23 protein-coding genes are annotated in these 21,513 nt (G+C 70.1%); 13 read left to right on the top strand and 10 right to left on the bottom strand.

Annotation, left to right across the window (positions count from 1 at the left end; translation table 11 throughout):
- Positions 1 to 13 precede the first annotated feature (13 nt).
- Positions 14 to 415, top strand: coding sequence for a hypothetical protein (locus tag FZ046_RS24120; protein ID WP_070355492.1), 402 nt, complete (start codon positions 14 to 16; stop codon positions 413 to 415).
- Positions 416 to 431: 16 nt separating this feature from the next.
- Here the strand turns inward: FZ046_RS24120 and FZ046_RS24115 are convergent, their stop codons facing one another.
- Together FZ046_RS24115 and FZ046_RS24110 are read right to left on the bottom strand one after the other, a co-directional pair.
- On the bottom strand, positions 432 to 920 hold the full coding sequence (locus FZ046_RS24115) for a hypothetical protein (RefSeq protein WP_070355475.1): 489 nt from the start codon (positions 918 to 920) through the stop codon (positions 432 to 434).
- A 107-nt stretch (positions 921 to 1,027) separates the two neighbouring features.
- On the bottom strand, positions 1,028 to 2,311 hold the full coding sequence (locus tag FZ046_RS24110) for a cytochrome P450 (RefSeq protein WP_070355476.1): 1,284 nt from the start codon (positions 2,309 to 2,311) through the stop codon (positions 1,028 to 1,030).
- A 191-nt stretch (positions 2,312 to 2,502) separates the two neighbouring features.
- Between FZ046_RS24110 and FZ046_RS24105 the strand changes: the two genes are divergently transcribed.
- The gene (locus FZ046_RS24105; protein ID WP_070355477.1) at positions 2,503 to 3,114 is read left to right on the top strand and encodes a TetR/AcrR family transcriptional regulator; all 612 of its coding nucleotides are present in this window, start codon (positions 2,503 to 2,505) and stop codon (positions 3,112 to 3,114) included.
- 8 nt (positions 3,115 to 3,122) lie between these two features.
- Here the strand turns inward: FZ046_RS24105 and FZ046_RS24100 are convergent, their stop codons facing one another.
- Positions 3,123 to 3,539 (bottom strand): Rv2576c family protein, encoded by a 417-nt coding sequence (locus FZ046_RS24100; protein ID WP_099046052.1) that lies wholly within the window; start codon positions 3,537 to 3,539, stop codon positions 3,123 to 3,125.
- 63 nt (positions 3,540 to 3,602) lie between these two features.
- Here FZ046_RS24100 and FZ046_RS24095 point away from each other — a divergent pair, with 63 nt between their 5' ends.
- Both FZ046_RS24095 and FZ046_RS24090 read left to right on the top strand, forming a co-directional pair.
- Positions 3,603 to 4,061 carry a nuclear transport factor 2 family protein gene (locus tag FZ046_RS24095; RefSeq protein WP_070355478.1) on the top strand — a complete coding sequence of 153 codons (459 nt, stop codon included), beginning with the start codon at positions 3,603 to 3,605 and terminating at the stop codon, positions 4,059 to 4,061.
- Positions 4,054 to 4,857: an SDR family NAD(P)-dependent oxidoreductase gene (locus FZ046_RS24090; protein ID WP_170292476.1), complete on the top strand. Its 804-nt coding sequence runs from the start codon at positions 4,054 to 4,056 to the stop codon at positions 4,855 to 4,857. The genes FZ046_RS24095 and FZ046_RS24090 overlap by 8 nt, the downstream gene beginning before the upstream one ends.
- 31 nt (positions 4,858 to 4,888) lie before the next feature.
- Here the strand turns inward: FZ046_RS24090 and FZ046_RS24085 are convergent, their stop codons facing one another.
- Positions 4,889 to 5,605 (bottom strand): enoyl-CoA hydratase/isomerase family protein, encoded by a 717-nt coding sequence (locus tag FZ046_RS24085; RefSeq protein WP_070355494.1) that lies wholly within the window; start codon positions 5,603 to 5,605, stop codon positions 4,889 to 4,891.
- Between the two features lie 162 nt (positions 5,606 to 5,767).
- Here FZ046_RS24085 and FZ046_RS24080 point away from each other — a divergent pair, with 162 nt between their 5' ends.
- The 6 genes from FZ046_RS24080 to FZ046_RS24055 all read left to right on the top strand — a co-directional run bounded on the left by FZ046_RS24080 (position 5,768) and on the right by FZ046_RS24055 (position 12,484).
- Positions 5,768 to 7,390, top strand: coding sequence for an AMP-binding protein (locus FZ046_RS24080; protein WP_070355480.1), 1,623 nt, complete (start codon positions 5,768 to 5,770; stop codon positions 7,388 to 7,390).
- Between the two features lie 35 nt (positions 7,391 to 7,425).
- A complete protein-coding gene (locus tag FZ046_RS24075) occupies positions 7,426 to 8,616 on the top strand; it encodes an amidohydrolase family protein (protein WP_070355481.1) in 1,191 nt (396 codons plus the stop codon).
- Complete coding sequence (locus FZ046_RS24070) at positions 8,616 to 10,067, top strand: FadD3 family acyl-CoA ligase (protein WP_083298500.1); 1,452 nt, start codon at positions 8,616 to 8,618, stop codon at positions 10,065 to 10,067. Before FZ046_RS24075 ends, FZ046_RS24070 begins: the two co-directional genes overlap by 1 nt.
- 145 nt (positions 10,068 to 10,212) lie before the next feature.
- Positions 10,213 to 11,100: an Rv1363c family protein gene (locus tag FZ046_RS24065; protein ID WP_070355482.1), complete on the top strand. Its 888-nt coding sequence runs from the start codon at positions 10,213 to 10,215 to the stop codon at positions 11,098 to 11,100.
- Complete coding sequence (locus FZ046_RS24060; protein ID WP_070355483.1) at positions 11,097 to 11,756, top strand: Rv1363c family protein; 660 nt, start codon at positions 11,097 to 11,099, stop codon at positions 11,754 to 11,756. The genes FZ046_RS24065 and FZ046_RS24060 overlap by 4 nt, the downstream gene beginning before the upstream one ends.
- A gap of 29 nt (positions 11,757 to 11,785) precedes the next feature.
- Positions 11,786 to 12,484 carry an IspD/TarI family cytidylyltransferase gene (locus FZ046_RS24055; RefSeq protein ID WP_070355484.1) on the top strand — a complete coding sequence of 233 codons (699 nt, stop codon included), beginning with the start codon at positions 11,786 to 11,788 and terminating at the stop codon, positions 12,482 to 12,484.
- On the opposite strand, the gene FZ046_RS24050 is transcribed toward FZ046_RS24055, so the two are convergent.
- Complete coding sequence (locus tag FZ046_RS24050) at positions 12,453 to 13,133, bottom strand: IspD/TarI family cytidylyltransferase (RefSeq protein WP_070355496.1); 681 nt, start codon at positions 13,131 to 13,133, stop codon at positions 12,453 to 12,455. The genes FZ046_RS24055 and FZ046_RS24050 overlap by 32 nt on opposite strands.
- Positions 13,134 to 13,257: 124 nt before the next feature.
- On the opposite strand from FZ046_RS24050, the gene FZ046_RS24045 reads away from it, so the two are divergent.
- Both FZ046_RS24045 and FZ046_RS24040 read left to right on the top strand, forming a co-directional pair.
- Positions 13,258 to 14,502 carry a low temperature requirement protein A gene (locus FZ046_RS24045; protein ID WP_070355485.1) on the top strand — a complete coding sequence of 415 codons (1,245 nt, stop codon included), beginning with the start codon at positions 13,258 to 13,260 and terminating at the stop codon, positions 14,500 to 14,502.
- A gap of 106 nt (positions 14,503 to 14,608) precedes the next feature.
- The gene (locus FZ046_RS24040; protein WP_070355497.1) at positions 14,609 to 15,028 is read left to right on the top strand and encodes a ChaB family protein; all 420 of its coding nucleotides are present in this window, start codon (positions 14,609 to 14,611) and stop codon (positions 15,026 to 15,028) included.
- Here the strand turns inward: FZ046_RS24040 and FZ046_RS24035 are convergent, their stop codons facing one another.
- Positions 15,029 to 16,312, bottom strand: a complete 1,284-nt coding sequence (locus tag FZ046_RS24035; protein ID WP_070355486.1) for an MFS transporter — start codon at positions 16,310 to 16,312, stop codon at positions 15,029 to 15,031.
- A gap of 207 nt (positions 16,313 to 16,519) precedes the next feature.
- Here FZ046_RS24035 and FZ046_RS24030 point away from each other — a divergent pair, with 207 nt between their 5' ends.
- Positions 16,520 to 17,248, top strand: a complete 729-nt coding sequence (locus FZ046_RS24030; RefSeq protein WP_070355487.1) for a MerR family transcriptional regulator — start codon at positions 16,520 to 16,522, stop codon at positions 17,246 to 17,248.
- A 1-nt stretch (position 17,249) separates the two neighbouring features.
- Here FZ046_RS24030 and FZ046_RS24025 read toward each other — a convergent pair whose 3' ends face one another.
- The 4 genes from FZ046_RS24025 to FZ046_RS24010 form a co-directional block, all read right to left on the bottom strand.
- A complete protein-coding gene (locus FZ046_RS24025; RefSeq protein WP_070355488.1) occupies positions 17,250 to 18,050 on the bottom strand; it encodes an ABC transporter permease in 801 nt (266 codons plus the stop codon).
- Positions 18,050 to 18,940 carry an ABC transporter permease gene (locus FZ046_RS24020; RefSeq protein WP_083298502.1) on the bottom strand — a complete coding sequence of 297 codons (891 nt, stop codon included), beginning with the start codon at positions 18,938 to 18,940 and terminating at the stop codon, positions 18,050 to 18,052. Before FZ046_RS24020 ends, FZ046_RS24025 begins: the two co-directional genes overlap by 1 nt.
- On the bottom strand, positions 18,919 to 20,103 hold the full coding sequence (locus FZ046_RS24015) for an ABC transporter substrate-binding protein (RefSeq protein WP_070355490.1): 1,185 nt from the start codon (positions 20,101 to 20,103) through the stop codon (positions 18,919 to 18,921). The genes FZ046_RS24020 and FZ046_RS24015 overlap by 22 nt, the downstream gene beginning before the upstream one ends.
- An 88-nt stretch (positions 20,104 to 20,191) precedes the next feature.
- Positions 20,192 to 21,271 (bottom strand): ABC transporter ATP-binding protein, encoded by a 1,080-nt coding sequence (locus tag FZ046_RS24010; protein WP_070355491.1) that lies wholly within the window; start codon positions 21,269 to 21,271, stop codon positions 20,192 to 20,194.
- Positions 21,272 to 21,513: the final 242 nt, after the last annotated feature.

Genomic DNA, 21,513 nt, shown 5'->3' with positions numbered 1-21,513 from the left:
CAGAGTGGATTCCGTGCGTGTCGTCGTGGCAGCTGCTGCCGGTCTGCTCACCGCAGGCCTCCTCACTGCGCCCGTTGCGGGAGCAGAGCCGCCCGCGCCCGCGCCGCCACCCGCCGCCGAGTGCAACGAGCCGTCGTGCGTCCCCGGCATCGCGCCCGGTGCCGTCCTGGGCGCACCGTGCACCAACACGACCTACTACGTCTTCGGCGTGACGTCGTGGGGGCGCATCGTGTTCTGCGGCTCGCCACGACGTCTGGCGCCGCGGTGGTTCCGCTCGACCGAACTGCGGGGCGTCAAGATCGAGGGCAGCAACTGCTCGGGCCGCGACGGCGAGATGGCGCAGGCACCCGACGGCCTGTTCCTGTCGTGCGACGCGCGCGACGGCGCGTCGACGTGGACGCGCGGCGACCTCTGACCGGGCCGCCGCCGCGTCACATGCGGTTCAGCCCGAACGTGTAGGTGCTGGTACCTCCGGGCGCCCCGTAGCAACCGGCGTCGTAGGTCGAGACGATCGTGCCGGCAAGGGTCGCCGCGTCCCAGGAGTACACGTCGTGTGACGGCAGGTTGTAGCCGACGCAGCGCACGCCGTCGATCACGTCCACGGTCAGGGTGTACCGCCCGTCGGCGTAGAACGCGGTGTTCTGGAAACGTTGACTCTTGAGCGGCCGGGGAACGCCGATGACGTTGACGTTCGGGGTCTCCGGGGCGATCACGGGATCCTCGAAGACCGTGCCGCAATCGGGAGCTCCGCACGAGTGCGTCACCACCCACACCCAGGAGTGGTCGTTCCAACGGTCGTTCGCGACCTCGTAGTTGCCGATCTTCATCTCGGCGGCTGCGTGCGCGGTGGGCGCGAGAGGCGTTGCCGCGCTCAGCACCACGGCCGCGAGAGCGGGCAGGGCCACCCTGGTGAGCGTCATCGCCGTCTCCCGTCGTCGATCGTGCGGCGTCCCGGCGAGCCTATCGGGACGCGACTCCGGCGTCAGCGAGATCGCCGACGCCGGAGGCGGTTTGCGCGTCGGATCCGTCAGTCGACCGGCGTGAACTCGATGTTGATCTCGGTGAGGCCGCGCAGGATGAAGGTGGGCTCGTAGTTGAAGGTGCGCTGTCCCGCCGGGCCGTGCTTCTCGTCGTCGATCGTGATGTCGGCCATGCGGTCGAGGATGCGCTCGATGGAGACGCGCCCCTCCACGCGGGCGAGCGGTCCACCGGGGCAGGAGTGCACGCCGCGGCCGAATGCGATGTGCTCGCGCACGTTCTTGCGGTCGAGGTCGAACTCGTGCGGGTTCTCGAAGCGGTTCGGGTCGCGGTTGACCGCGCCGGGGCACACCATGAGCGTGGTGCCCGCCTTGACGTCGAGATCACCGATCCTGGTGTCCTTCTTGGCCAGTCGAAACTGACTCTTCACCGGCGCGTCCATGCGCAGTGCCTCCTCGACGAACACCGGGATGCGGCTGCGATCGTCGCGGAGCGCCTGCTGCACCTCGGGCTGATCGCCGAGGACCTTGATCGCGGCGGAGAGCAACTTCGTCGTCGTCTCCTGTCCGGCGGCGAAGAGGAACGTCGCCGAGCGCACCACCTCGATCACCGGCGGCACCGACCCGTCCGGGTACTTCGCCGTGGCCAACGCGGTCAGGACGTCGTCGCGCGGGTTCGAGCGGCGGTCCTCCAGGTAGGCGATGAACTTCTCGTCGAGCCATGCCAATGGATTGCTCACCACCAGGTCACTGTGGTCGAGCGAGCCGACGTTGGCGCCGGGGCGCGGTGCGCCGAGAACGGTGCGGAACTCGTCGTGGTCCTCCTCGGGGACGCCGAGCATGTCGGCGATCACCAACAGCGAGAACGGTTTCGCGTACGCGGTGAGGAATTCGCAGCGCCCGTTGGCGACGAAGTCGTCGAGGACCTCGTCGGCGAGCCGCCACATGAAGTCCTCGTTCTCCTTGAGCCGGCGCGGCGTGAGCAACCGGTTCAGCAGGGAGCGCGCATTGGTGTGGTCGGGCGGGTCCATCGTCACCATGTGCTCGAACATGGGCATCTGCGGCCGGTGCGCGGTGATCTGCTCGGTGATGTCGGCGCCCTCGGGGGTGAAGGGCAGCGGCGGGAACGGTCCGGCGACCGCGATGCACGACGAGAACGTGTCGGTGTCCTTGAGCACCACGCCGGCTTCCTCGTAGCCCGTGATCGCCAGGACGCCGTAGTTCGGCTCCAGGGTGATCGGACACTTGCTCCGCAGGTGGTCGAAGTACGGGTGCGGGTCGGGGATCAGCGACTGGTCGGTGAAGTAGTCGACGGTGTCGAAGTCGGCGGTCATGAGGGGGAGGTTCCTTCCAGGGCCGTGCCGGGCACGAGGTGTGGCTGCGCGCCGGGCGATCGCCTGGTGCGAGATGGGCTGAAAGTGCTGAGCACCTGCTTAGCATGACGTAGGGTCGCGGTCAAGGACGCGGCGCCGCCTGGGTTTACGATCGGCGGATACGAACCGGCGCGAGCAAGGGGAGGTGCGGCATGGCATCGGATCGACGGATCGGCGGACCGGACGCCAAGAACCGCGGCGTCCTCCTCGACGCGGCGGAGCAGTTGATGCTCGAGGAGGGCTACGCCGCGGTGACCTCGCGGCGGGTCGCCGACCGTGCCGGGCTGAAACCCCAACTGGTGCATTACTACTTCCGCACCATGGACGACCTGTTCATCGAAGTCTTCCGGCGCATGTCGCAGCTCGGCCTGCAGGCCCACGGTGCGGTGCTCGACTCGCCGCAGCCGCTGTGGGCGATGTGGGAGTTCGGCATGGATCCCCACGTCGCGCGGTTGACGATGGAGTTCATGGGTCTGGCCAACCACCGCAAGGCGTTGCGCGCGGAGATCGCCCGGTTCGCCGATCAGTTCCGTCAGCAGCAGGTCGAGGTGCTGACCGTCGCGTTGCGGCGCCACGGTCAGGACGCCTCGGACGTCCCGCCGGTGGTGTGGGCGGTGTACGCGACGAGCGTCTCGCGCGTGCTGGCCCTGGAGGACTCGCTCGGCATCTCGTTCGGGCACACCGAGATGCAGGCGTTCTGCGAGCAGTGGTTGCGCGAACTGGAGGGCGAGCGGGTGCCGCTGCCGTCGGCGACGTCGGCCTGACGCGTCGGTCACCAGGTGCGGATGGAGCACAGGGCGCCCTTGGGGCCCTGGTTCGTCGCGACCACCCGGCCGTCCACGGCCAGCACGCAGTGGAAGTTCGGGCGCTGTGGTGAATCGAGGCTCGTGGCGGTGACCATCGCCCACTGATCGGGGTTGGCCAGCATGACGTCCATGGTCCACATCCGGTCGGGTCCGAGGTCCGCCTCGACGTTCGGGCTGAAGACGTAGGGGTCGTGACTGTAGTCCGCGAAGTTCGCGGGATCGGCGTTGCGGTAGTAGATCTCGGCGTTCGCGTACGGGATTTCGGTGAACACCGTGTACTTGACGTGGTGCAGGACGGGTTCCTCCGCACCGACGCCGGGCGCCGTCACCAACGAGCCGCCGGCGCCCAGCAGCAGTATCGCGGCGAGCTTCGCCAGCACCATGGGTCGACCTCCGGGAATCGGGTTTCCGAAAGAGTAGAACGCGATTCACGCCGGTGTGCGTGAATGGCACACGTGGACCCCGACACCGCAGAGATCGGCGACGTGCTGACGCGCTACGCCACCGGCATCGACACCAAGGACTGGGCGCTGTTCCGCACCTGCTGGGCCGACGAGATCGACGTCGACTACGCCGAGGTGGGCACCTTCACCGACCCGGACGCCTTCACCGACCTCATGGCCCAACTGCACGGCTCGATGGGGCCGACGTATCACCGGCTGTCGAACATCGTGGTCGACGTCGTCGGCGATCGCGCGACGGCGCGCTGTTACGTGCACGCCGTCCTGCTGCTCACCCCGGACGACCGCGACAACTGGATCGACGTCGTCGGACACTACGAGGACGTGCTGGTGCGCACCGCCGATGGGTGGCGCATCTCGGCGCGCTCGACGCACATGGCCCGGATGCTGACCGGCGGCGCCCGGGCCGATGCGGCGACGTCGGCGGGCATCGACGGTGCCTGACTTCGCCACCCGCTACGGGCCGTGGGCGGTTATCGCCGGCGCGTCGGAGGGCATCGGTGCGTGCCTGGCCGACGACGTCGCCGCACGGGGCTGCCACGTGGTGCTCATCGCGCGCAACGGGGCCCTGCTCGACCGGGTGGCAGCCGACGTCGCGACGAGACACGGCGTCGAGGTCCGGCCGCTGGTGCTGGACCTCACCGTCGACGACGTCGCCGACCGCGTCGCGGCGGCAACGGCCGACCTCGAGGTCGGGTCGATGTTCTACAACGCCGGCGCGTCGGATCGGACCTCGGACTTCCTCGACACCGACTACGCCTACTCGCGCTCCCAGATCGCGCTCGACTGCACCGGCCCGGTGGCGCTGGCACGGCACTTCGGTCCCGCGATGCGCGCGCGTGGCCGTGGGGGATTGGTCTTCGTGGCGTCGCTCGCCTGCGTGGCGGGGTCGGCGACGCTCGCCATGTACGCCGGCGTGAAGGCCTTCCAGCACACCTTCGCCGAGGGCCTGTGGGCCGAACTCCTGCCCTACGGTGTGGACGTCTGCTGCACGCCCCTCGGGATGACGTTCACGCCCGCGCTGGAGCGCATGGGCGTCGCCTACGACCCGGATCAGCAGATGACGGCCGAGGCCGTCGCCCGCGAGATCGTGGAGAACATCGGCAACGGTCCGGTCCACGTCGTCGGCGAACACAACCGGGCGGTCGCCGAGCAGGTGTGGACCGTCGATCGGCGCACCCTGGTCGAGCTGATGAGCGCGGCGTCGCGGGACTTCGCGGCCCACCGCGGGCGCCGCTGACGTGCGCTCGCGCGGCGCAGGCCGCGACGGCTCACCGGACCCGCTTGAGCACCTTGTCCGCAGCCTCCCAGTGCGCATCGGAGACCCACAGCCGGGCGAACGCCGCCACGGCGTCCTCGGTGGTGGTTCCGCCGACGACGCGCTTGATCTCGCTGGCGGCCGGATGCGCCAACTGGGCTGCCACGGAACGCCATTCGGCCTCGAAGGCGCCGCGCGGCACGACCCGCTGAACGAGGCCCACGCGTTCGGCCTCCGCGGCGTCGAGGATGGCGCCGGTCCCGGCGAGTAGCAGCGCCCGGCTCTTGCCGACCAGGGCCGACAGCCGTTCGGCGCCGCCCCAGGCGGGCATGATCTCCAGTGCCACCTGGTTGAAGCCGATCTTGACGTCGTCGGCGGCGAGGCGGATGTCGGCGGCCACCGCGACCTCCGCGCCCCCGCCCAGCGCGTGCCCGTTGAGTGCGGCCAGCGTCGGGCCGGGAAAGGCCGCGATGCGGTCGCACACGCGACGCATGCGCCACGCCATTCCCGCGGCGTCCTCCTCGGTACGCAGCGCGGCCAGCTCCTTGAGGTCGCCGCCGGAGACGAACGCCTTGTCGCCGGCGCCCTTGATGACCAGCGCACGGGCACCGGCCACGGCGTCCAGTGCGTCGTCCAGCCGATCCATCGTGGTGAGCGAGATCGCGTTGCGGGCGTGCGGGCGGTCGATGGTGATGACGGCGAGCCCGTCGGTCACGTCCACGTTCACCATCTGGCTGTCGTCCACCCATGCCTCCGTCTCGAGCTGTCGCGTGCAGTACACCTCTACCATGCGGCCGCCCGAGTGAAACGTTCTCTATCTGCGGTATTGGCATTCTCGCTTTCGGAGAATAACATCACCAGCAGTGCTGCTCGGACGAGCGGAGGGAGAACCATGCGGAGGATCCCCGAGGACCTCGTGGCCCGGTACGAGGCCGAGGGCTGGTGGACCGCCGAAACCCTGGGCGACCTGATCGCCGGTGGCCTGCGGGCCGCGCCCGACGCGACGTTCGCGGTGCATTCCGACATCCGCCCGTTCCGGGGCACCTGCGGTGAGGTCGACCACCTGGCGCGTCGGCTGGCCGCGGGTCTGCACGCCCGCGGCGTCGTCCCCGGCGACGTGGTCGCGATGCAACTGCCGAACTGGCGAGAGGCGGCCGTCACGTTCTGGGCGGCGGCCTACCTCGGCGCGGTCGTGGTGCCCATCGTGCACTTCTACGGCCGCAAGGAACTCGCCCACATCATCGGCACGGCGGCGCCGAAGGTCTTCGTCACCACCGAGCGGTTCGGCCGCATGACGTTTCACCCGGACCTGTGCGCCGACGTCCCCATCGTCGCGCTGGTCGGCGCGCGGACCGCCGTCGAGGACGCCGGGGCCGTCGAGGACTTCGACGCGTTGCTCGCCGCCGAGCCGTTGACCGAGGTGGTGCCGACTGACCCCGCCTCACCGGCGCTCATCGCCTTCACCTCCGGGACCACGCGCGACCCCAAGGGCGTCATCCACAGCCACCAGACGCTCAACTGCGAGACCCGGCAACTGCTGGCCAACTATCCGCCGGACCGGGGACGGCAGCTCACCGCGACGCCCGTCGGGCACTTCATCGGCATGCTCGGCGCATTCCTCATCCCGGTCCTGGAGGGCACGGCCATCGACCTGTGCGACGTGTGGGACCCGGGGCGGGTGCTCGCGCTGATGTCGTCGGACGGCCTCTCGATCGGCGGCGGTCCGCCGTACTTCCTGACCAGCCTCATGGACCACCCCGACTTCACGTCCGACCACATGCGGCTCATCACGACGGCCGGACTGGGCGGTTCGACGGTGCCCGCCGCGGTGACGCGTCGGCTGTCCGACCGCGGCGTGCTGGTTTTCCGGTCCTACGGCAGTACCGAGCATCCGTCGATCACCGGCTCGAGCCCGTACGCGCCGGAGGACAAGCGTCTCTACACCGACGGCAACCCGCGGCCCGGCGTCGAGATCCGGCTCACCGAGGAGGGCGAGATCCTCAGTCGCGGACCGGATCTCTGCCTGGGCTACACCGACCCGGAGCTGACGGCGACTGCGTTCGACGACGAGGGCTGGTACCACACCGGCGACGTCGGCGTGCTCGACGAGGACGGTTACCTGACCATCACCGACCGCAAGGCGGACGTCATCATCCGCGGCGGCGAGAACATCAGCGCGCTCGAGGTCGAGGAGGTGCTGCTGGCGATGCCCGAGGTCGCCGAGGCCGTCGTGGTGGCCGCGCCCGACGAGCGGCTCGGCGAGCACGTCGCCGCGGTGCTGCGCCTCAGGTCTGGTGCCGACCTGCCGTCCCTGGACGCCGTCCGCAACCACTTCGAGCGGGCCGGAATCGCCCGACAGAAGTGGCCCGAGGAACTGCACGAAGTCACCGACTACCCGCGCACGGCGAGCGGCAAGGTGCAGAAGTACGTCATCCGGCACGGCCTGTGGGCCGGCCCGGTGAACCCGTCCCGCGAAGTGACCGGCAACCCGGTCGTTGCGGCACCCACCAAATGAGAATACGATTCTCACGATAGGAAAAGGAGCATTCCATGGGCCAGCTGTCGCACCGCGTCGACATTCCGTTTCCGCTCTTCGATGCGGACAACCACCTGTACGAGCCGCCCGAGGCGATGACCAAGTACCTCCCGAAGGAGTACAAGGACGTCGTTCAGTACGTCGAGATCAACGGGCGCACCAAGATCGCGCTCAAGGGGCAGATCAGCAACTACATCCCGAACCCGACGTTCTCCGTCGTCGCCAAGCCCGGTGCGTGGGAGGAGTACTTCAAGTTCGGCAACCCCGACGGCAAGAGCAAGCGCGAGCTGTTCGGCGAGCCGATGAAGGCGATCCCGGCGTTCTTCGAACCCGAGCCGCGCATCAAGGTGATGGACGAACTCGGCGTCGACCGCAGCCTGATGTTCCCGACGCTGGCGAGCCTCATCGAGGAGCGGCTGAGCGATGACCCGGTCGCCATCCACGTCATCATCCACGCCCTCAACGAATGGCTGCACGAGGTCTGGGGCTTCAACTACCAGAACCGCATCTTCACCACCCCGGTGATCACGCTGCCCATCGTGGAGAAGGCGATCGAAGAGCTGGAGTGGGCGGTCAAGCGCGGTGCCCGCGCCATCCTCATCCGGCCCGCCCCGGTCCCCGGCTTCCGCGGCCCGCGGTCGTTCGCCCTGCCGGAGTTCGACCCGTTCTGGGAGCGCTGCGTCGAGCACGACATCTTCGTCGGCATGCACTCCTCGGACAGCGGCTACTCGCGCTACACCTCGGAGTGGGACGGCGCGGCGCAGGAGATGTTGCCGTTCCAGACCAACGCGATGTCGATCCTCAACGAGTGGCGGCCGATTCAGGACGCGGTGGCCTCCTGGGTCATCCACGGTGCGCTGTTCCGCTTCCCGAAGCTCAAGGTCGGCATCGTCGAGGCCGGCTCGAAGTGGATGTTCCCGCTGCTCGACTCCATGGCGGAGGTCTACAAGAAGGCCCCCGAGGCCTTCCTGGGCAACCCGATGGAGGAGATCAAGAACCGCATCTACGTCAGCCCGTTCTACGAGGAGGGCATCGACGACCTGATCAACCTGATCGGCGTCGACCAGGTGCTGTACGGGTCGGACTGGCCGCACCCCGAGGGGCTCGCGGAGCCGACGCACTACGTGACGGCCCTGGAGCACCTCGCCGTGGAGGACCAGGCGAAGATCATGGGCGGGAACCTGGGGCGTCTCGTCACGACCTGATGACACCGTGGCAGACCATCCCCGAGATGGTGCTGAGCGCAGCGGACCGCTTCGGTGACTCCGAAGCCGTCGTCGACGGTCCGCTGCGCCTGTCCTTCGCCGAACTCGGCGAGCGCATCCGCAGCGCCGCGGGCGCGTTCGCCGAGTTCGGCGTCGCCAAGGGCGACCGGGTTGCCCTGTGGGCGCCCAACTCGGCGCACTGGATCATCGCGGCCTTCGGCGTCATGACCGCCGGCGGCGTCCTGGTGCCGGTGAACACCCGGTTCAAGGCCGAAGAGGCCGCCGACGTCATCGCCCGCAGCGGTGCCCGCGCCGTGCTGGTGCAGCCCGGCTTCCTGGGGCAGGACTTCGGCGTGGCGCTCGACGTGCCCACCATCGACCTCCGGTCCGAATTCCTCACCGCGGCAACTCCGTTCGACCGGGCGCCCACCGAGTGGCTGCACGGCGACGACATCGCCGACGTCATCTTCACCTCCGGCACCACCGGCCGCCCCAAGGGCGCCATGATGAACCACCGCCAGACGCTGCGCGCCTACGAGGAGTGGGCGACGCTCGCCGACCTGCGCGAGGGCGACCGCTACCTGATGATCAACCCCTACTTCCACACCTTCGGGTTGAAGGCCGGTCTCGTCGCCTCGTTCCTGCGCGGTGCGACGATGCTGCCGGTGGCGGCGTTCGACGTCGACGTGGTGGTGGACCTGATCGAACGCGAACGGGTCACCATGCTGCCGGGGCCGCCGACGCTGTACCACTCGCTGCTCACGGTGTCCGACAAGAGCCGGCTGGCCACGCTGCGCGCCGGGGTGACCGGCGCCGCCGACATCCCGGTCGAGCTGATCCGACGCATTCGCGAGGAACTGCCGTTCCAATCGCTGATGACCGGCTACGGACTCACCGAAGCGGGCAACGTGACGCTGTCGCGTCCCGGCGACGGCGCGGTCGACGTCGCGACGACCGCCGGGCTGCCGTGCGACGACGTCGAGGTGCGCGTGGCAGGCGACGGCGAGGTGCTGGTGCGCGGCTACAACGTCATGCAGGGCTACCTCGACGATCCCGCGGCGACGGCCGAGGCCATCGACGCCGATGGCTGGCTGCACACCGGCGATCTCGGCGAGTTCACCGACTCCGGCCGCCTGCGCATCGTCGGCCGCAAGAAGGACATGTACATCGTCGGCGGGTTCAATGCCTACCCGGCCGAGATCGAGGGCTTCCTCCTGCAGCACCCGGCCGTCGCGCAGGCCGCCGTCATCGGCGTCCCCGACGAACGGCTCGGACAGGTCGGCAAGGCCTTCCTGGTGCTGCGCCGCGACGCCGACGGGCCGTCGGAGGAGGACGTGATCGCCTGGAGTCGTGAGCGGATGGCGGGATACAAGGTGCCGCGGTCGGTACAGTTCCTCGACGAGCTACCGACCAACGCCACCGGCAAGGTGGTCAAGGACCGCCTGCGCTGAGGCGCCGCTGGACGCGTCAACCGCATTTGCGCAGCGCAATGGCCGGAATGAGCGCTCAGCTGCGTCCGGTAGGGTCGGGCCGACGGCAACGACGGAAACGCCATTCTCACGGTGTGAGCCGTGACCGAGGAGGACAGGAGACCGCATGGCCGCGAGCGAGCGCACCTCGCAGCGAGGCGGTGACTCCACGCCCGCGCCCCGCGATCCGACGTCGCCGGAGGACGCGCTGGCGTTGGCCGAGGAGGCCGAGGCCGAGGCCGCCGAGGCCGAAGCGGTCGCGGCGGCGGCCCGGGCCCGCGCCCGTGCCATCCGGCTGCGGCGCGCCGCCGCCACACCGCCCGAGACGGGCACTCCCACACCGCCCGAGACGGGCACGTCCACACCGCCCGAGACGGGCACGTCCGCAACCGTCGAGGCGGCCCCTGCCGCACCGCCCGAGACCGTCGCCGAGCCGAACACCTCGCTCGACGCCGAGCCCGGCGCGGCCACAACCGAACCCGACGTGACCGAGGCGGAACCGGTCGCCGAGGCCCCGGCGCGCCGGCGAACCGTGCCGCTGCGCGCGGTGGTCGGCGCCCTCGCCGTCGTCCTGACCCTCGGCCTGCTCGGCGCGAGTGGCTACATGATCTGGCACCACCAGCGCGTCGTCGCCGCCGAGCAGCGCTCGGCGGAGTACGCCGCCGCGGCGCGCCAAGGCGTGGTGACGCTGATGTCGCTCGACTTCACGCGCGCCGAGGAGGACGTGCAGCGCATCCTCGACAACACCACCGGCGACTTCCGCAAGGACTTCGAGAGCCAGGCCGAGTCCTTCACGCAGGTGGCCCAGCAGTCGAAGGTGGTCACCGAGGCGACCGTCACGGCGACCGCGGTGCAGGCGATGTCCGACCGGGACGCCACCGTGCTCGTCGCCGTCACCACCCAGGTCTCCAACGCCGCCAGCGCGAAGCAGGAGCCCCGGTCCTGGCGCCTCATCGTGGGCGTCGCGCGCGACGGCGACCAGATCAAGCTCGCGAAGGTGGAGTTCGTGCCATGACCGAGAACGACCCGTCCCACACCGGCGACGCGGCCGACGCCCGGGAGATCACCCAAACCGGCGGAACAGAGGCCGCCGCGTCCGAGGCCGCCGCATCCGACACCACCGCGTCCGGGACTGCCCCGTCCGGCGCCGTTCCGGCGGCCACCACGACGCGCCGCCGCTCCGGGCTCACGCGGGTGCTGGTGCCCACCGTCCTGGCCGTCCTGCTGCTCACGTCCGCCGGCCTGGCGACGTTCCTCTACCTGCGCGAGTTCCGGCCCGACCAGCAGACGAGCGCCACCGCGGCCGCGCAGGCCGTCGACGCTGCGTCCGCGGGAACCGTGGCGCTGCTGTCCTACTCGCCGGGCACCCTGGACGAGGACTTCGCCGCGGCCAAGACGCACCTCACCGGTGAATTCCTGGACTACTACAACCAGTTCACCACCGACATCGTCACGCCGGCGGCCAAGCAGAAGGACGTCAAGACCTCGGCGCAGGTGGTCCGGTCGGCGGTGTCCGAACTCACGCCCGACTCCGCGGTGGTGCTGGTGTTCATCAACCAGCAGACCACGAGCAAGGAGAACCCGAACGGCTCGTTCACGGCGAGCAGCGTCAAGGTGGGCATGGTGAAGTCCGGCGGCACGTGGCTGATCCGGGCGTTCGACCCGGTGTGAGGTTCGCCGGTCGGATACGGTGACGCCCGATGACCTCCGACGTCCGCGCCATCGTTCCGCTGGCCCGTGCGATCACCCGCGACGCGGCGCTGTGTCCCGTCGCCGGTGAGCCCGCACTGGTGCGCGTGCTCACCGGACTCCTCGACGCAGGCGGTGTGACGGCCGCCGACGTCGTGGTGACCGCCGACGCCGCGCTCGTCGAACCGGCCACCGCGGCGCTGCGCGTCGCCGGGCTGAACGTCGCGGTGGTGGCCGCTCCCGATCCGGCGACGCGCCGGCACTGCATCGCGGCCGGCCTCGAATACGTCGGCGCGACAACGGATCCCGTGATCCTCGTGCACGATCACCGCAGCCCGTTGACCTCGCCTGCCGTCGTCGAGCGCGTGCTCGAACGCGTCGCCGGCGGCGCCGAGGTGGCGGTACCCGTCCTGCCGGTGACCGACACCGTCAAGGCCGTCTCGGACTCGGGCGCCGTGCTCGACACCGTCGACCGGACGGCAATGCGCGCCGTGCAGTACCCGCGCGGCTATCGCGCCTCGGTGCTGTCCTCGGTGCTGGGTCGGTGGTCGGTGGCGGGGGACTCCGGCGACGAATTCGTCGCGGCGCTCGCTGACGGCGCGACGGTCGCCACCGTGCCCGGCGATCCCGACGCGGTCGCCGCCGACCTGCCCGCGGACGCCGCGCTGCTGGAGGCGATCATGGCCGTCCGGGGTGCTCCGCGCGCCTAGCGAGCAGGTGTGACGCGAGGGCGACGTCGTGGCCGAACGTCACCTTGAGGTTCGTGGCAGCGCCGGGGAACACGTGCACGTCGACGTCGGTGAAGCGCTGCATGCACGCCGAGGTGTCGGTGCCGTCGAAGCCCTCGGCGGCGGCGGCGCGGTAGGCCGCCAGCAGCGGGGCCGCACGGAATGCCTGCGGCGTCTGCACCCGCACCAGCGTCCCCGCAACGGCGTGAAACGCCTCCGGCCCGTCCTCGCGGACCACGTCACGGGCCGCCAAACCCGGTATCGCGCCACCGAATTCGTCGGCCGTCGTCAGTGCCGCGTGCATCATGTCGCAGCCGGCGAGCGGCCGTGCGGCGTCGTGGATGAGCACGAGTCCGACCGACCCGGCCTCGATGTCGTCGCTCAGGTACCGCAGCACGTTCCACTCCGAGCCGTGCCGGGTGTCGCCGCCCTCGACGAGTTCGACGGTCCGGCAGCGCACCTCGGCAGCGACCGTCCGCGCGGCCAGCTCGCGCTCCCCGCGGCGGTACACCAGGACGGTGCGGCCGATCCCGGGGGCGTCGGCCACGGCGTCGACCGACCACGCCACCATGCTGCGGCCCGCCAGCGGCAGATAGGCCTTGTTGCCGTCGGCGCCGACCCGGGTCCCCATGCCCGCAGCCAGCACCACGCCCACCGCGGCCGGTCCGGTCGATGCGTGCACGGCTGACACGCTAGACGGGCGTGGCGGCGAGTCCGCGCACCCGGTACGGTTCCGCCGTCGGAGGGAGCAGGCCATGGACGATTCGCAGCCGCGGGCGGCGACGCACCGGATACGCCGAATGGGTGGGCGGGACCCCCACGAGCGCCACCGCGTGGCGACTCCGCTGGAACTGCTCTTCGACCTGACGTTCGTCATCGCCTTCGGCGTGGCGGCCTCCGAGCTGGCGCACGGGCTCGCCGCCGACCACGTCGCGGCGGCGCTCACCGGGTTCTTCTTCGCCACCTTCGCGACGTGCTGGGCGTGGATCAACTTCACCTGGTTCGCATCGGCCTACGACACCGACGACTGGGTGTACCGCGTGTTGACGATGGTGCAGATGGTCGGCGTGCTGATCCTCGCGCTCGGCATCCCGCCGTTCTTCGCGTCCATCTCCCACGGCGGGCACCTCGCCAACGAGATGGTCGTCGCCGGCTACGTCGTGATGCGCGTGGCGCTGGTCGCGCAGTGGCTGCGCGCGGCGCGGCAGGACCCCGCCCGCCGGCGGGCGTCGCTCACCTACGCATGCGTCATCACGATGGTGCAGGTCGGCTGGATCGGGGCGATCCTGCTGCCCGTGAACGTGACGGTGGGGCTGGCGATGTTCGTGGTGCTGGCCCTCGCGGAGATGGTCGGTCCACTGCTGGCCGAGACCCGGCGCGGCGGCACGCCATGGCATGCCCACCACATCGCCGAGCGCTACGGGCTGCTGGCGATCATCGCGCTCGGCGAGGGCGTGGTGGGCACCGTCGCGTCGCTGACGGCAGTGGTCGGCGAGCACGGCTGGACGCCGGACGCGGTCCTGCTCGCCGTGGCGGGCACCGGCCTGACGTTCGGAATGTGGTGGATCTACTTCGCGGTGCCGAGCGCCGACCTGCTCCACGCCCACCGTGAGCGCAGCTTCGCCTTCGGCTACCTGCACATCGCCGTGTTCGGAGCCATCGTCGCGACCGGCGCCGGCCTGCACACCGCGGCGTACTACGTCGAGGAGCACTCGGCGCTCGGCGCCACGGGTACGGTCCTGTCGGTGGCCATCCCGGTCGCGGTGTACGTCGCGCTGATCTTCGTCCTCTACGGGCTGATGACGCGGACGTGGGACGCGCTGCACCTGCTGCTGGCCGGCGCGACGATGGCGGTGCTGATCGCCGCGGTGGCGTGCGCGCTGCTCGGCGTGCCGATGACGGCGTGTCTGCTGGTGCTCACCCTCGGCCCGGCGATCAGCGTCGTCGGCTTCGAGGTGATCGGACACCGGCGGGCGGCGGTGGCCGGCACGGGCGGGTAGTCGGTGGTCGGCACGGGCGGGTAGTCACGGCGGTTGGAACCGCGGCGGGGCGGGTAGGCGACGAGGAGCGCGCGGTACGCCACCGCGCTCCACCGTGGAGGTAGACATGCCGAAGACCGCCAAGGACGGTTCCGCCAAGAAGAGCGAACTGCCCAGCACGCTGAAGAAGTCGCCCGCCAAGGCGCAGCGCACGTTCACCAAGGCCCATGACTCGGCCGCCGACGAGTACGGCGAAGGCGAACGGGCGCACCGGGTCGCCTACAGCGCGCTCAAGCACAGCTTCGAGAAGGTCGGCGACCACTGGGAGCCCAAGGACGAGAAGGGCCCGTCCGACCAGCGCGCGCGCAGCGGCGGAGCGAATCCCAGCGGCAAGACCGCCGAGGGCGTCGACGCCAATGCGAGCAAGAAGCACCTTCTGGACGTGGCACGCCGGCTCGACGTCACCGGCCGTTCGAAGATGACCAAGGACGAGCTGGTCGACGCGATCAAGAAGGCGAACCGCCGCTCCACGGCCGCCAACCGCTGATCAGCGCGCCTCGAACGCCTCCAGCAGCGACCGGTCCAACCGGCTCGCGGCGGGCACCCCGAGTTCGTCCTTGATCTGCTGACGAGCCTTGCGGCGCGTGATCAGGATGCCGACGATCGCGAGCGCCCAGATGGCGTACTGCACGGTCCACGCAAGGCGAAACGCGTCGAACGAGTAGCCGCCGGTGGCGTCGAGGATCGCGCCCATCACCTGCATCACCGTGAGCGCCGCCAGGAAGCCGCCCATGTTGACCATGCCCTGGGCGGTCCCGAGCGTCGCGCTCGGATTGAAGGTCCGGGCGAAGTCGAAGCCCACCATGGAGCCGGGACCGCCGACCGAGATGACGATCACCAGCAGGATCAACAGCCACAGCGGTGCCCGATGCGGCAGGGCGAGGACGGCGGTCCACGCCAGCGCGTTGCTGACGATGATGCCGAGCACGATGCGCGACCGGCGGTGCGGCAGGCGGCCGGTGGCCAGGCCGATCACGATGCCGGCCGAGATGGCCGCGACCACCGAGATCGTCAGGAGCGCACCCGCGGTCGCCGTCGACAGGCCTTGGGCGACGGTCAGGTACGGCACCCCCCACATGAGGGCGAACACCGTCACCGAGAACTGCGTGCCCATGTGGGTGAAGAACCCCAGGCGAGTGCCCGGGCGCAGCCAGACCGTCCGCACCCCACCCAGCGTCGAGCGGACCGACAGCGTGTCGGTCGCCACCACGCGGCCGTGCGGCGTGTCCTTCACCAGGGCGAAGGCCAGCGCCATCGCCAGCGCGCCGAGCGCGGTCACCGAGGCGTACGCGGTGGCCCAGCCGGCGCCGCTGAGCAGGGCGAGGAACGGGATCGCCGAGAGCACCTGACCGAGCTGGCCGCAGATGCCGGTGAGCTGCGTGATCAGCGGCACGCGACGTGGGGCGAACCAGTGCGGTACCAGTCGCAGCACCGAGATGAACGTGAGCGCGTCGCCCAGTCCCACGACGGCCCGGGCGCCGATCGCCAAGGGCAGCGCGGAGGTCAGCGCGAGCGTCAGCTGCCCGGCCGCCATCAGCGCGGCTCCGGTGACGATGAGCACGCGCGAGCCGTAGCGGTCCAGCAGGATGCCCGCCGGGACCTGGGCGCAGGCGTAGACCACCACCTGCAGCACCACGAACGTGGAGAGCAGGCTCGGGGTGGCGGCGAAGCGATCGGCGGCCGCCAGACCGGATACGCCGAGCGTGGTGCGGTCGAGGACGGCGATCACGTAGGCCAGCAGTCCCGTCAGCCAGATGATCCAGGCGCGCACTCGACACATCGTCGTCCACGCCGGCCGTGCAAGCCAACCTCCGCGGTGCACCGTTGATCTTGATCGTTCGCTGAACTCGCACGCGCGCGCACCTTCGGCGCGGTACTCCGGTGTTCAGGCGGGTGTGGTGACATTCTCAGTGAACGAATGTACTGTTGCGGACCGGCATGGCGATGGCGCGCGACGGCAAAGGAGAGTTCGGACGCGTTGGCTGAGTATCGACTGACCGACCTCGAGGTCGCCTCGGGCGTCAGTGCACGCAACATCCGGGCCTACCGGGAGCGTGGCCTGCTGGATCCGCCACGACGGCAGGGGCGATCGGCGGTGTACGACGAACGACACCTCGCTCAGCTGCAGGCGATCAGCAGCCTGCTGCGCCGCGGCTTCAGCACGGCCCACATCGCCGAGTTCATCGCCGGCATCCGCGACGGACACGACCTCGGGGACGTCCTCGGCATGCACGACGCGCTGTTCGGCAACCGGCGCGCGCGTACGGCGGCCGAGGTCGGCATCGACCCGGACGGACCCGAAGCGCAGCGCCTGCGCGAACTGGGCATGGCCGACCTCGTCGACGGCCACCTGGTCGTCCCCGACACCGAACTCGCCGGCATTCTGGCCCGTGCCGCCGACCCGGTTGCCTACGTGCGCGCCGTCCTGCGGGTGGCCGAGGCCGCGCGCGACGAGATCGACGCGCTCGCCGCGGTGGTGGTCGCCACGCTCAAGGACGTCGCCACCGAACGCTTCGGTTTGCCTGCCGCGCCGACCGGCGAGGACATGGACGCGCTGCGCCGGATCGTCGCCGACCACCGCGCGCTCGGCGAGCGCGTGATCGCCGACCGGCTCGACGCGGCGATGCAGCGGCACATGACGACCGCCGTGTCCGAGTACACCACCGACGTGCTGCTCGGCGGCAACTGGACGTCCGACGGCCGCTGACTCAGACCCGGGTGCCTGCCGGATCGCCGCCGATGCGCTGGGCCAGCCACACCGGGATGACGGCCACCAGCGTCAGGGCCGCGGCGACGACGTTGATCACCGGTGCCTGGTTCGGCCGGAAGAGGTTGCCGAAGATCCAGATCGGCAGCGTCTGCACCGACGGCCCCGCCGTGAAGGTGGTGACGACGACCTCGTCGAAGCTCAGGGCGAACGCCAGCACGGCGCCGGCCACCAGCGACCCGCGCATCATCGGGAAGGTGACGTAGCGGAACGTCTGCCACGACGAGGCCCCGAGGTCCGCGGAGGCCGCCTCGAGACTGGTGCCGAGCCGGCGCAGCCGCGCCTGGGTGTTGTTGAAGACGATGACGATGCAGAACGTCGCGTGCCCGACGATGACGGTCCCGAGTCCGAGCGTCAGCCCCAGCGCCGAGGTGAAGGTCGCGTTGAGCGCGATGCCGGTGACGATGCCGGGCAGGGTGATCGGCAGCACGACCAGGAAGCTGACGGTGTGCCGCCCGAAGAAGGCGAAGCGCTGGACGGCGAAGGCGGCCATGGTGCCCAGGACCAGCGCGATGGCGGTCGCGCAGGCACCGACGATCGCCGAGTTGGCCAGCGACTGCCACATGCCGTCGCTGGCCGCGGCGGCCCGCCACCACTGCAGGGTGAAGCCGGTGGGCGGGAAGGCGAACGTCCGCGAGGCGTTGAAGGCGTTCACCACGACCAGCAGTAGCGGCACGTACAGGAACGCGAGGACGACGAACGTCCAGATGCGCAGGAACCGTCGGGTGGCCGAGGAGCGCATCAGACGTTCTCCAGCGCGCCGGTGCGCCGCATGGCGAGCAGGTAGGCGATGATCGCGAGCAGCGGGATCACCGACAGCGCCGCGGCGAGCGGCTGGTCGTTGGCCGTCACCAGCTGTCCGTAGATGACGTTGCCGAGCAGTTGGGTCTTGCCGCCGACGATCGTCACCGCGATGTAGTCGCCCAGCGACAGCGAGAACGTGAAGATGGATCCGGCGGCGATGCCGGGAAACACCAACGGCGCCATGACCGTCCGCATGATCGTCGGATCGGAGGCGCCGAGGTCGGCGCTGGCGTCGACGAGCGCGTCGGGCACGCGGTCGAACGCCGCGAACACCGGGATGACCATGTACGGCAGCCAGAGATAGGTCAGCACGATCACGGTGGCGATCAATCCGTAGCCAGGCGAGTAGCCGACGGCCCAGTCCAGCGGTCCGTCCGGTGACAGCAGCATCCGCCACGCGTACGCCTTGACCAGATAGCTCGCCCACAGCGGGGTGGTGACGGCGACGACGAGGGCGAGGCGGACGCGGGGACTGGCGACCTTCGCCATGTACAGCGCCAACGGCACCGCCAGCACGGCGCACAGCACCGTGACGACCAGGGCGACGCCCACGGTCCGGATGGTCACCGCGCGGAAAAGTTCGTCGGTCAGGACGCGCACGACGTTGTCGGTGCTGACGCGGCGCACGACCGCGCCGGTGAACGAACTCGTCGTCCACAGCGCCGAGACCAGCAGGACCGCCAGCGAACCGAGGTAGGCGACGGCGAGCCAGCCCAGCGGCGGGACGAGCAGCAGCGCCAGCGCCCACCGACGCCGGAGTCCCGGCGTCGGCGGTGCGGTGCGGTGCGGTGGCGAGGCGGCCTGCGTCACCCCTTGATCTGCTGCCACTTGTCGACCCACTCGTCGTAGGCCGTGCACTGGTCCCCGCTGCCGTCGACGCACTTCTTCTGCGGCGTGGTCCAGTAGTGGATTTGCGCGGCGAAGTCCGCATCGGTCGCGTGGTAGATGTCGCAGTAGTCCTTCTCGGTGGTGAAGGCGCAGGCCTTCGTCTGCCCGGGCGCCTCACCGAAGTACTCGGCGGCCTGCGCGTTGATCTCCGGCTTGGTGATCCAGTTCATCCACGAGTACATGCAGTTCGGGTGCGCGGCCTTGGCCGAGACCATCCAGGTGTCCGACCACCCGGTGGCGCCCTCCTTGGGGAGCACCGTGTTCACCTGAACCTTGTTGCCCGAGCCGATCGTGTTGGCGATGACCTGCCAGGTCGTGCCGATCACCGACGTGCCGGATTCGAAGGCCTGCACCTCCTTGGTGTAGTCCGACCAGTACTCGCCGACGTTCTCGCGCTGGGCCTTCAGCAGCTCGACCACCGCGTCGAGCTGCTCGGCGGTCAGCGAGTACGGGTCCTCGATCCCCAACTCCGGCTTGGTCTTCGACAGGTAGAGCGCGGCGTCGGCGATGTAGATGGGCGAGTCGTACGCCGTCACCTTGCCCTTGTACTTGGCGGCGTCGGTGAACACCGCGCCCCAGGAGTTCGGGGCGTCGCGGACCACGTCGACGTTGTACATCAGCAGATTGGCGCCCCAGCCGTGCGGAATGCCGTACATCTGGCCGTCGACGGAGTTCCACGGCTTGTCCTTGAGGAAGGGCGCGATGGTCTCGTAGTTCGGCACCAGCGAGGTATTCACCGGCGCGACGTCCCCGGCGTAGATGAGGCGCAGCGTCGCGTCACCGGACGCCGAGACGCCGTCGTACTGGCCGCTGCGCATCAGCTGCACCATCTCGTCGGACGTGTTGCCGATCTTGACGTTGACCTTGCACCCGGATTCCTTCTCGAACGGGGTCACCCAGTTCACCGCCGGGTCGTTCGTGCCGTTCTCGGCGTAGCCGGCCCAGGCGATGAGGTTCAGTTCGCCCTCGTTCTGGCCGAGCGCGCCGAGCGGTTCGATCTTCGGCGGCTCCTCGCCGCCACCGCTCTGCGAGCCGGAGCAGGCGGCGACCAGGGCGACGCACGCGCTGAGCGCGAGGCCGAGGCGGATGGCATGGGTCTTCACGGATGGCTCCTTCTCGTCGGGGCAACGATTCGTGGGGGGACGTTTCTTTAGCAACGATTCACGGGGAACGATTGGTGGGGGACGAGGGTCAGGACAGGTCGCGGACGGCGTCCTCGGGCCACGCCAGCGTGACGGGGGAGCCGTGGCCGAGGTCGTCGGGAAGAGTGGCCGCGGCGTTGAGCACCGTGGCGGTGAGCGTGATACCGGGCGTGGCGACGGCGGCCACGCGCGTGACGGCACCGGCGTAGATGACCTCGGCGACCGTCGCGGCCACGGTCTGAGTGCCCGGGGTGCCGGGGTCTCCTGCGGGCAACACCGCGATCTTCTCCGGCCGCACCGCGTACTGGCCCCGGCGGCCGAGCAGTGTGGCGGCGGCGTCGCCGTCGAACACGTTGGACGTGCCGACGAAGTCGGCGACGAAGCGGTTGGCCGGCTGCTCGTAGACCTCGCGTGCGGCGCCGATCTGCTCGATGCGGCCGTCGTTGAACACCGCGAGCCGGTCGCACAGGGTCAGGGCCTCGTCCTGGTCGTGGGTGACGATCACGAAGGTGATGCCCATCTCGCGCTGGATCGCCTTCAATTCGATCTGCATCTGCTCGCGCAGTTTGAGGTCCAGCGCCCCGAGCGGTTCGTCGAGCAGCAGGACGCGCGGGCGGCCGACGAGGGCGCGGGCGAGCGCAACCCGTTGGCGCTGCCCGCCGGAGAGCTGCTCCGGCCGCCGCGGTCCGACGTCGGCGAGGCGCACCAGGTCGAGGGCGTCGGCGACGCGGGTGCGCCGCTGCGCCTTCGGGACGCCCTTCACCTTGAGGCCGTACTCGACGTTCTGGGCGACCGTCATGTGCGGGAACAGCGCGTACTCCTGGAAGACGGTGTTGACGTCGCGGTGCCGCGCCGGCACTCCGGTGACGTCGACGCCGCCGAGCCGGATGACCCCGGCGGTGGGGTCGTCGAAACCAGCGATCATCCGCAGGACCGTGGTCTTTCCGGAGCCGGACGGGCCGAGGATGGCGAACAGCTCGCCGTCGTGCACGGTCAGGTCGGCACCGTGCACCGCGACGACGTCCGTGCCGCGGTCACCGAAGACTTTCCGCACCCCGACGAGTTCGATGCCGGCGCCCGTGGTGGACGGCGCGGGAGCTGGGGACGCGTCGACCCCTCCGGAAGGCATGGCTGATCCTATGAATTCCTTCGCGACATCGCAGCGCCATTGCGGATTCGTGACTTTCGCGGCGTCCGCGTTGCGGCTTTCGTCGTCACCGTCACAGCGCGTCCTCAGTCGTGTGGGCGGTCACCGCGCCCGGACGGACGCCGTGATCGACGGGCAAACGCACGTTCGACGGTCTCCGACGCGTGTCGGCGCGTGAGCGCGGCCCAGGCGCGGGTGGCCAGGTGAACGTCCGGCCCGAGCAG

Origin of the sequence: Mycolicibacterium grossiae (genome assembly GCF_008329645.1) — a bacterium.
In the GTDB taxonomy this organism is placed as follows: domain Bacteria; phylum Actinomycetota; class Actinomycetes; order Mycobacteriales; family Mycobacteriaceae; genus Mycobacterium; species Mycobacterium grossiae.
The sequence above is the reverse complement of the archived record's forward strand: the minus strand, read 5'-3'. Positions and strand labels throughout refer to the sequence as shown.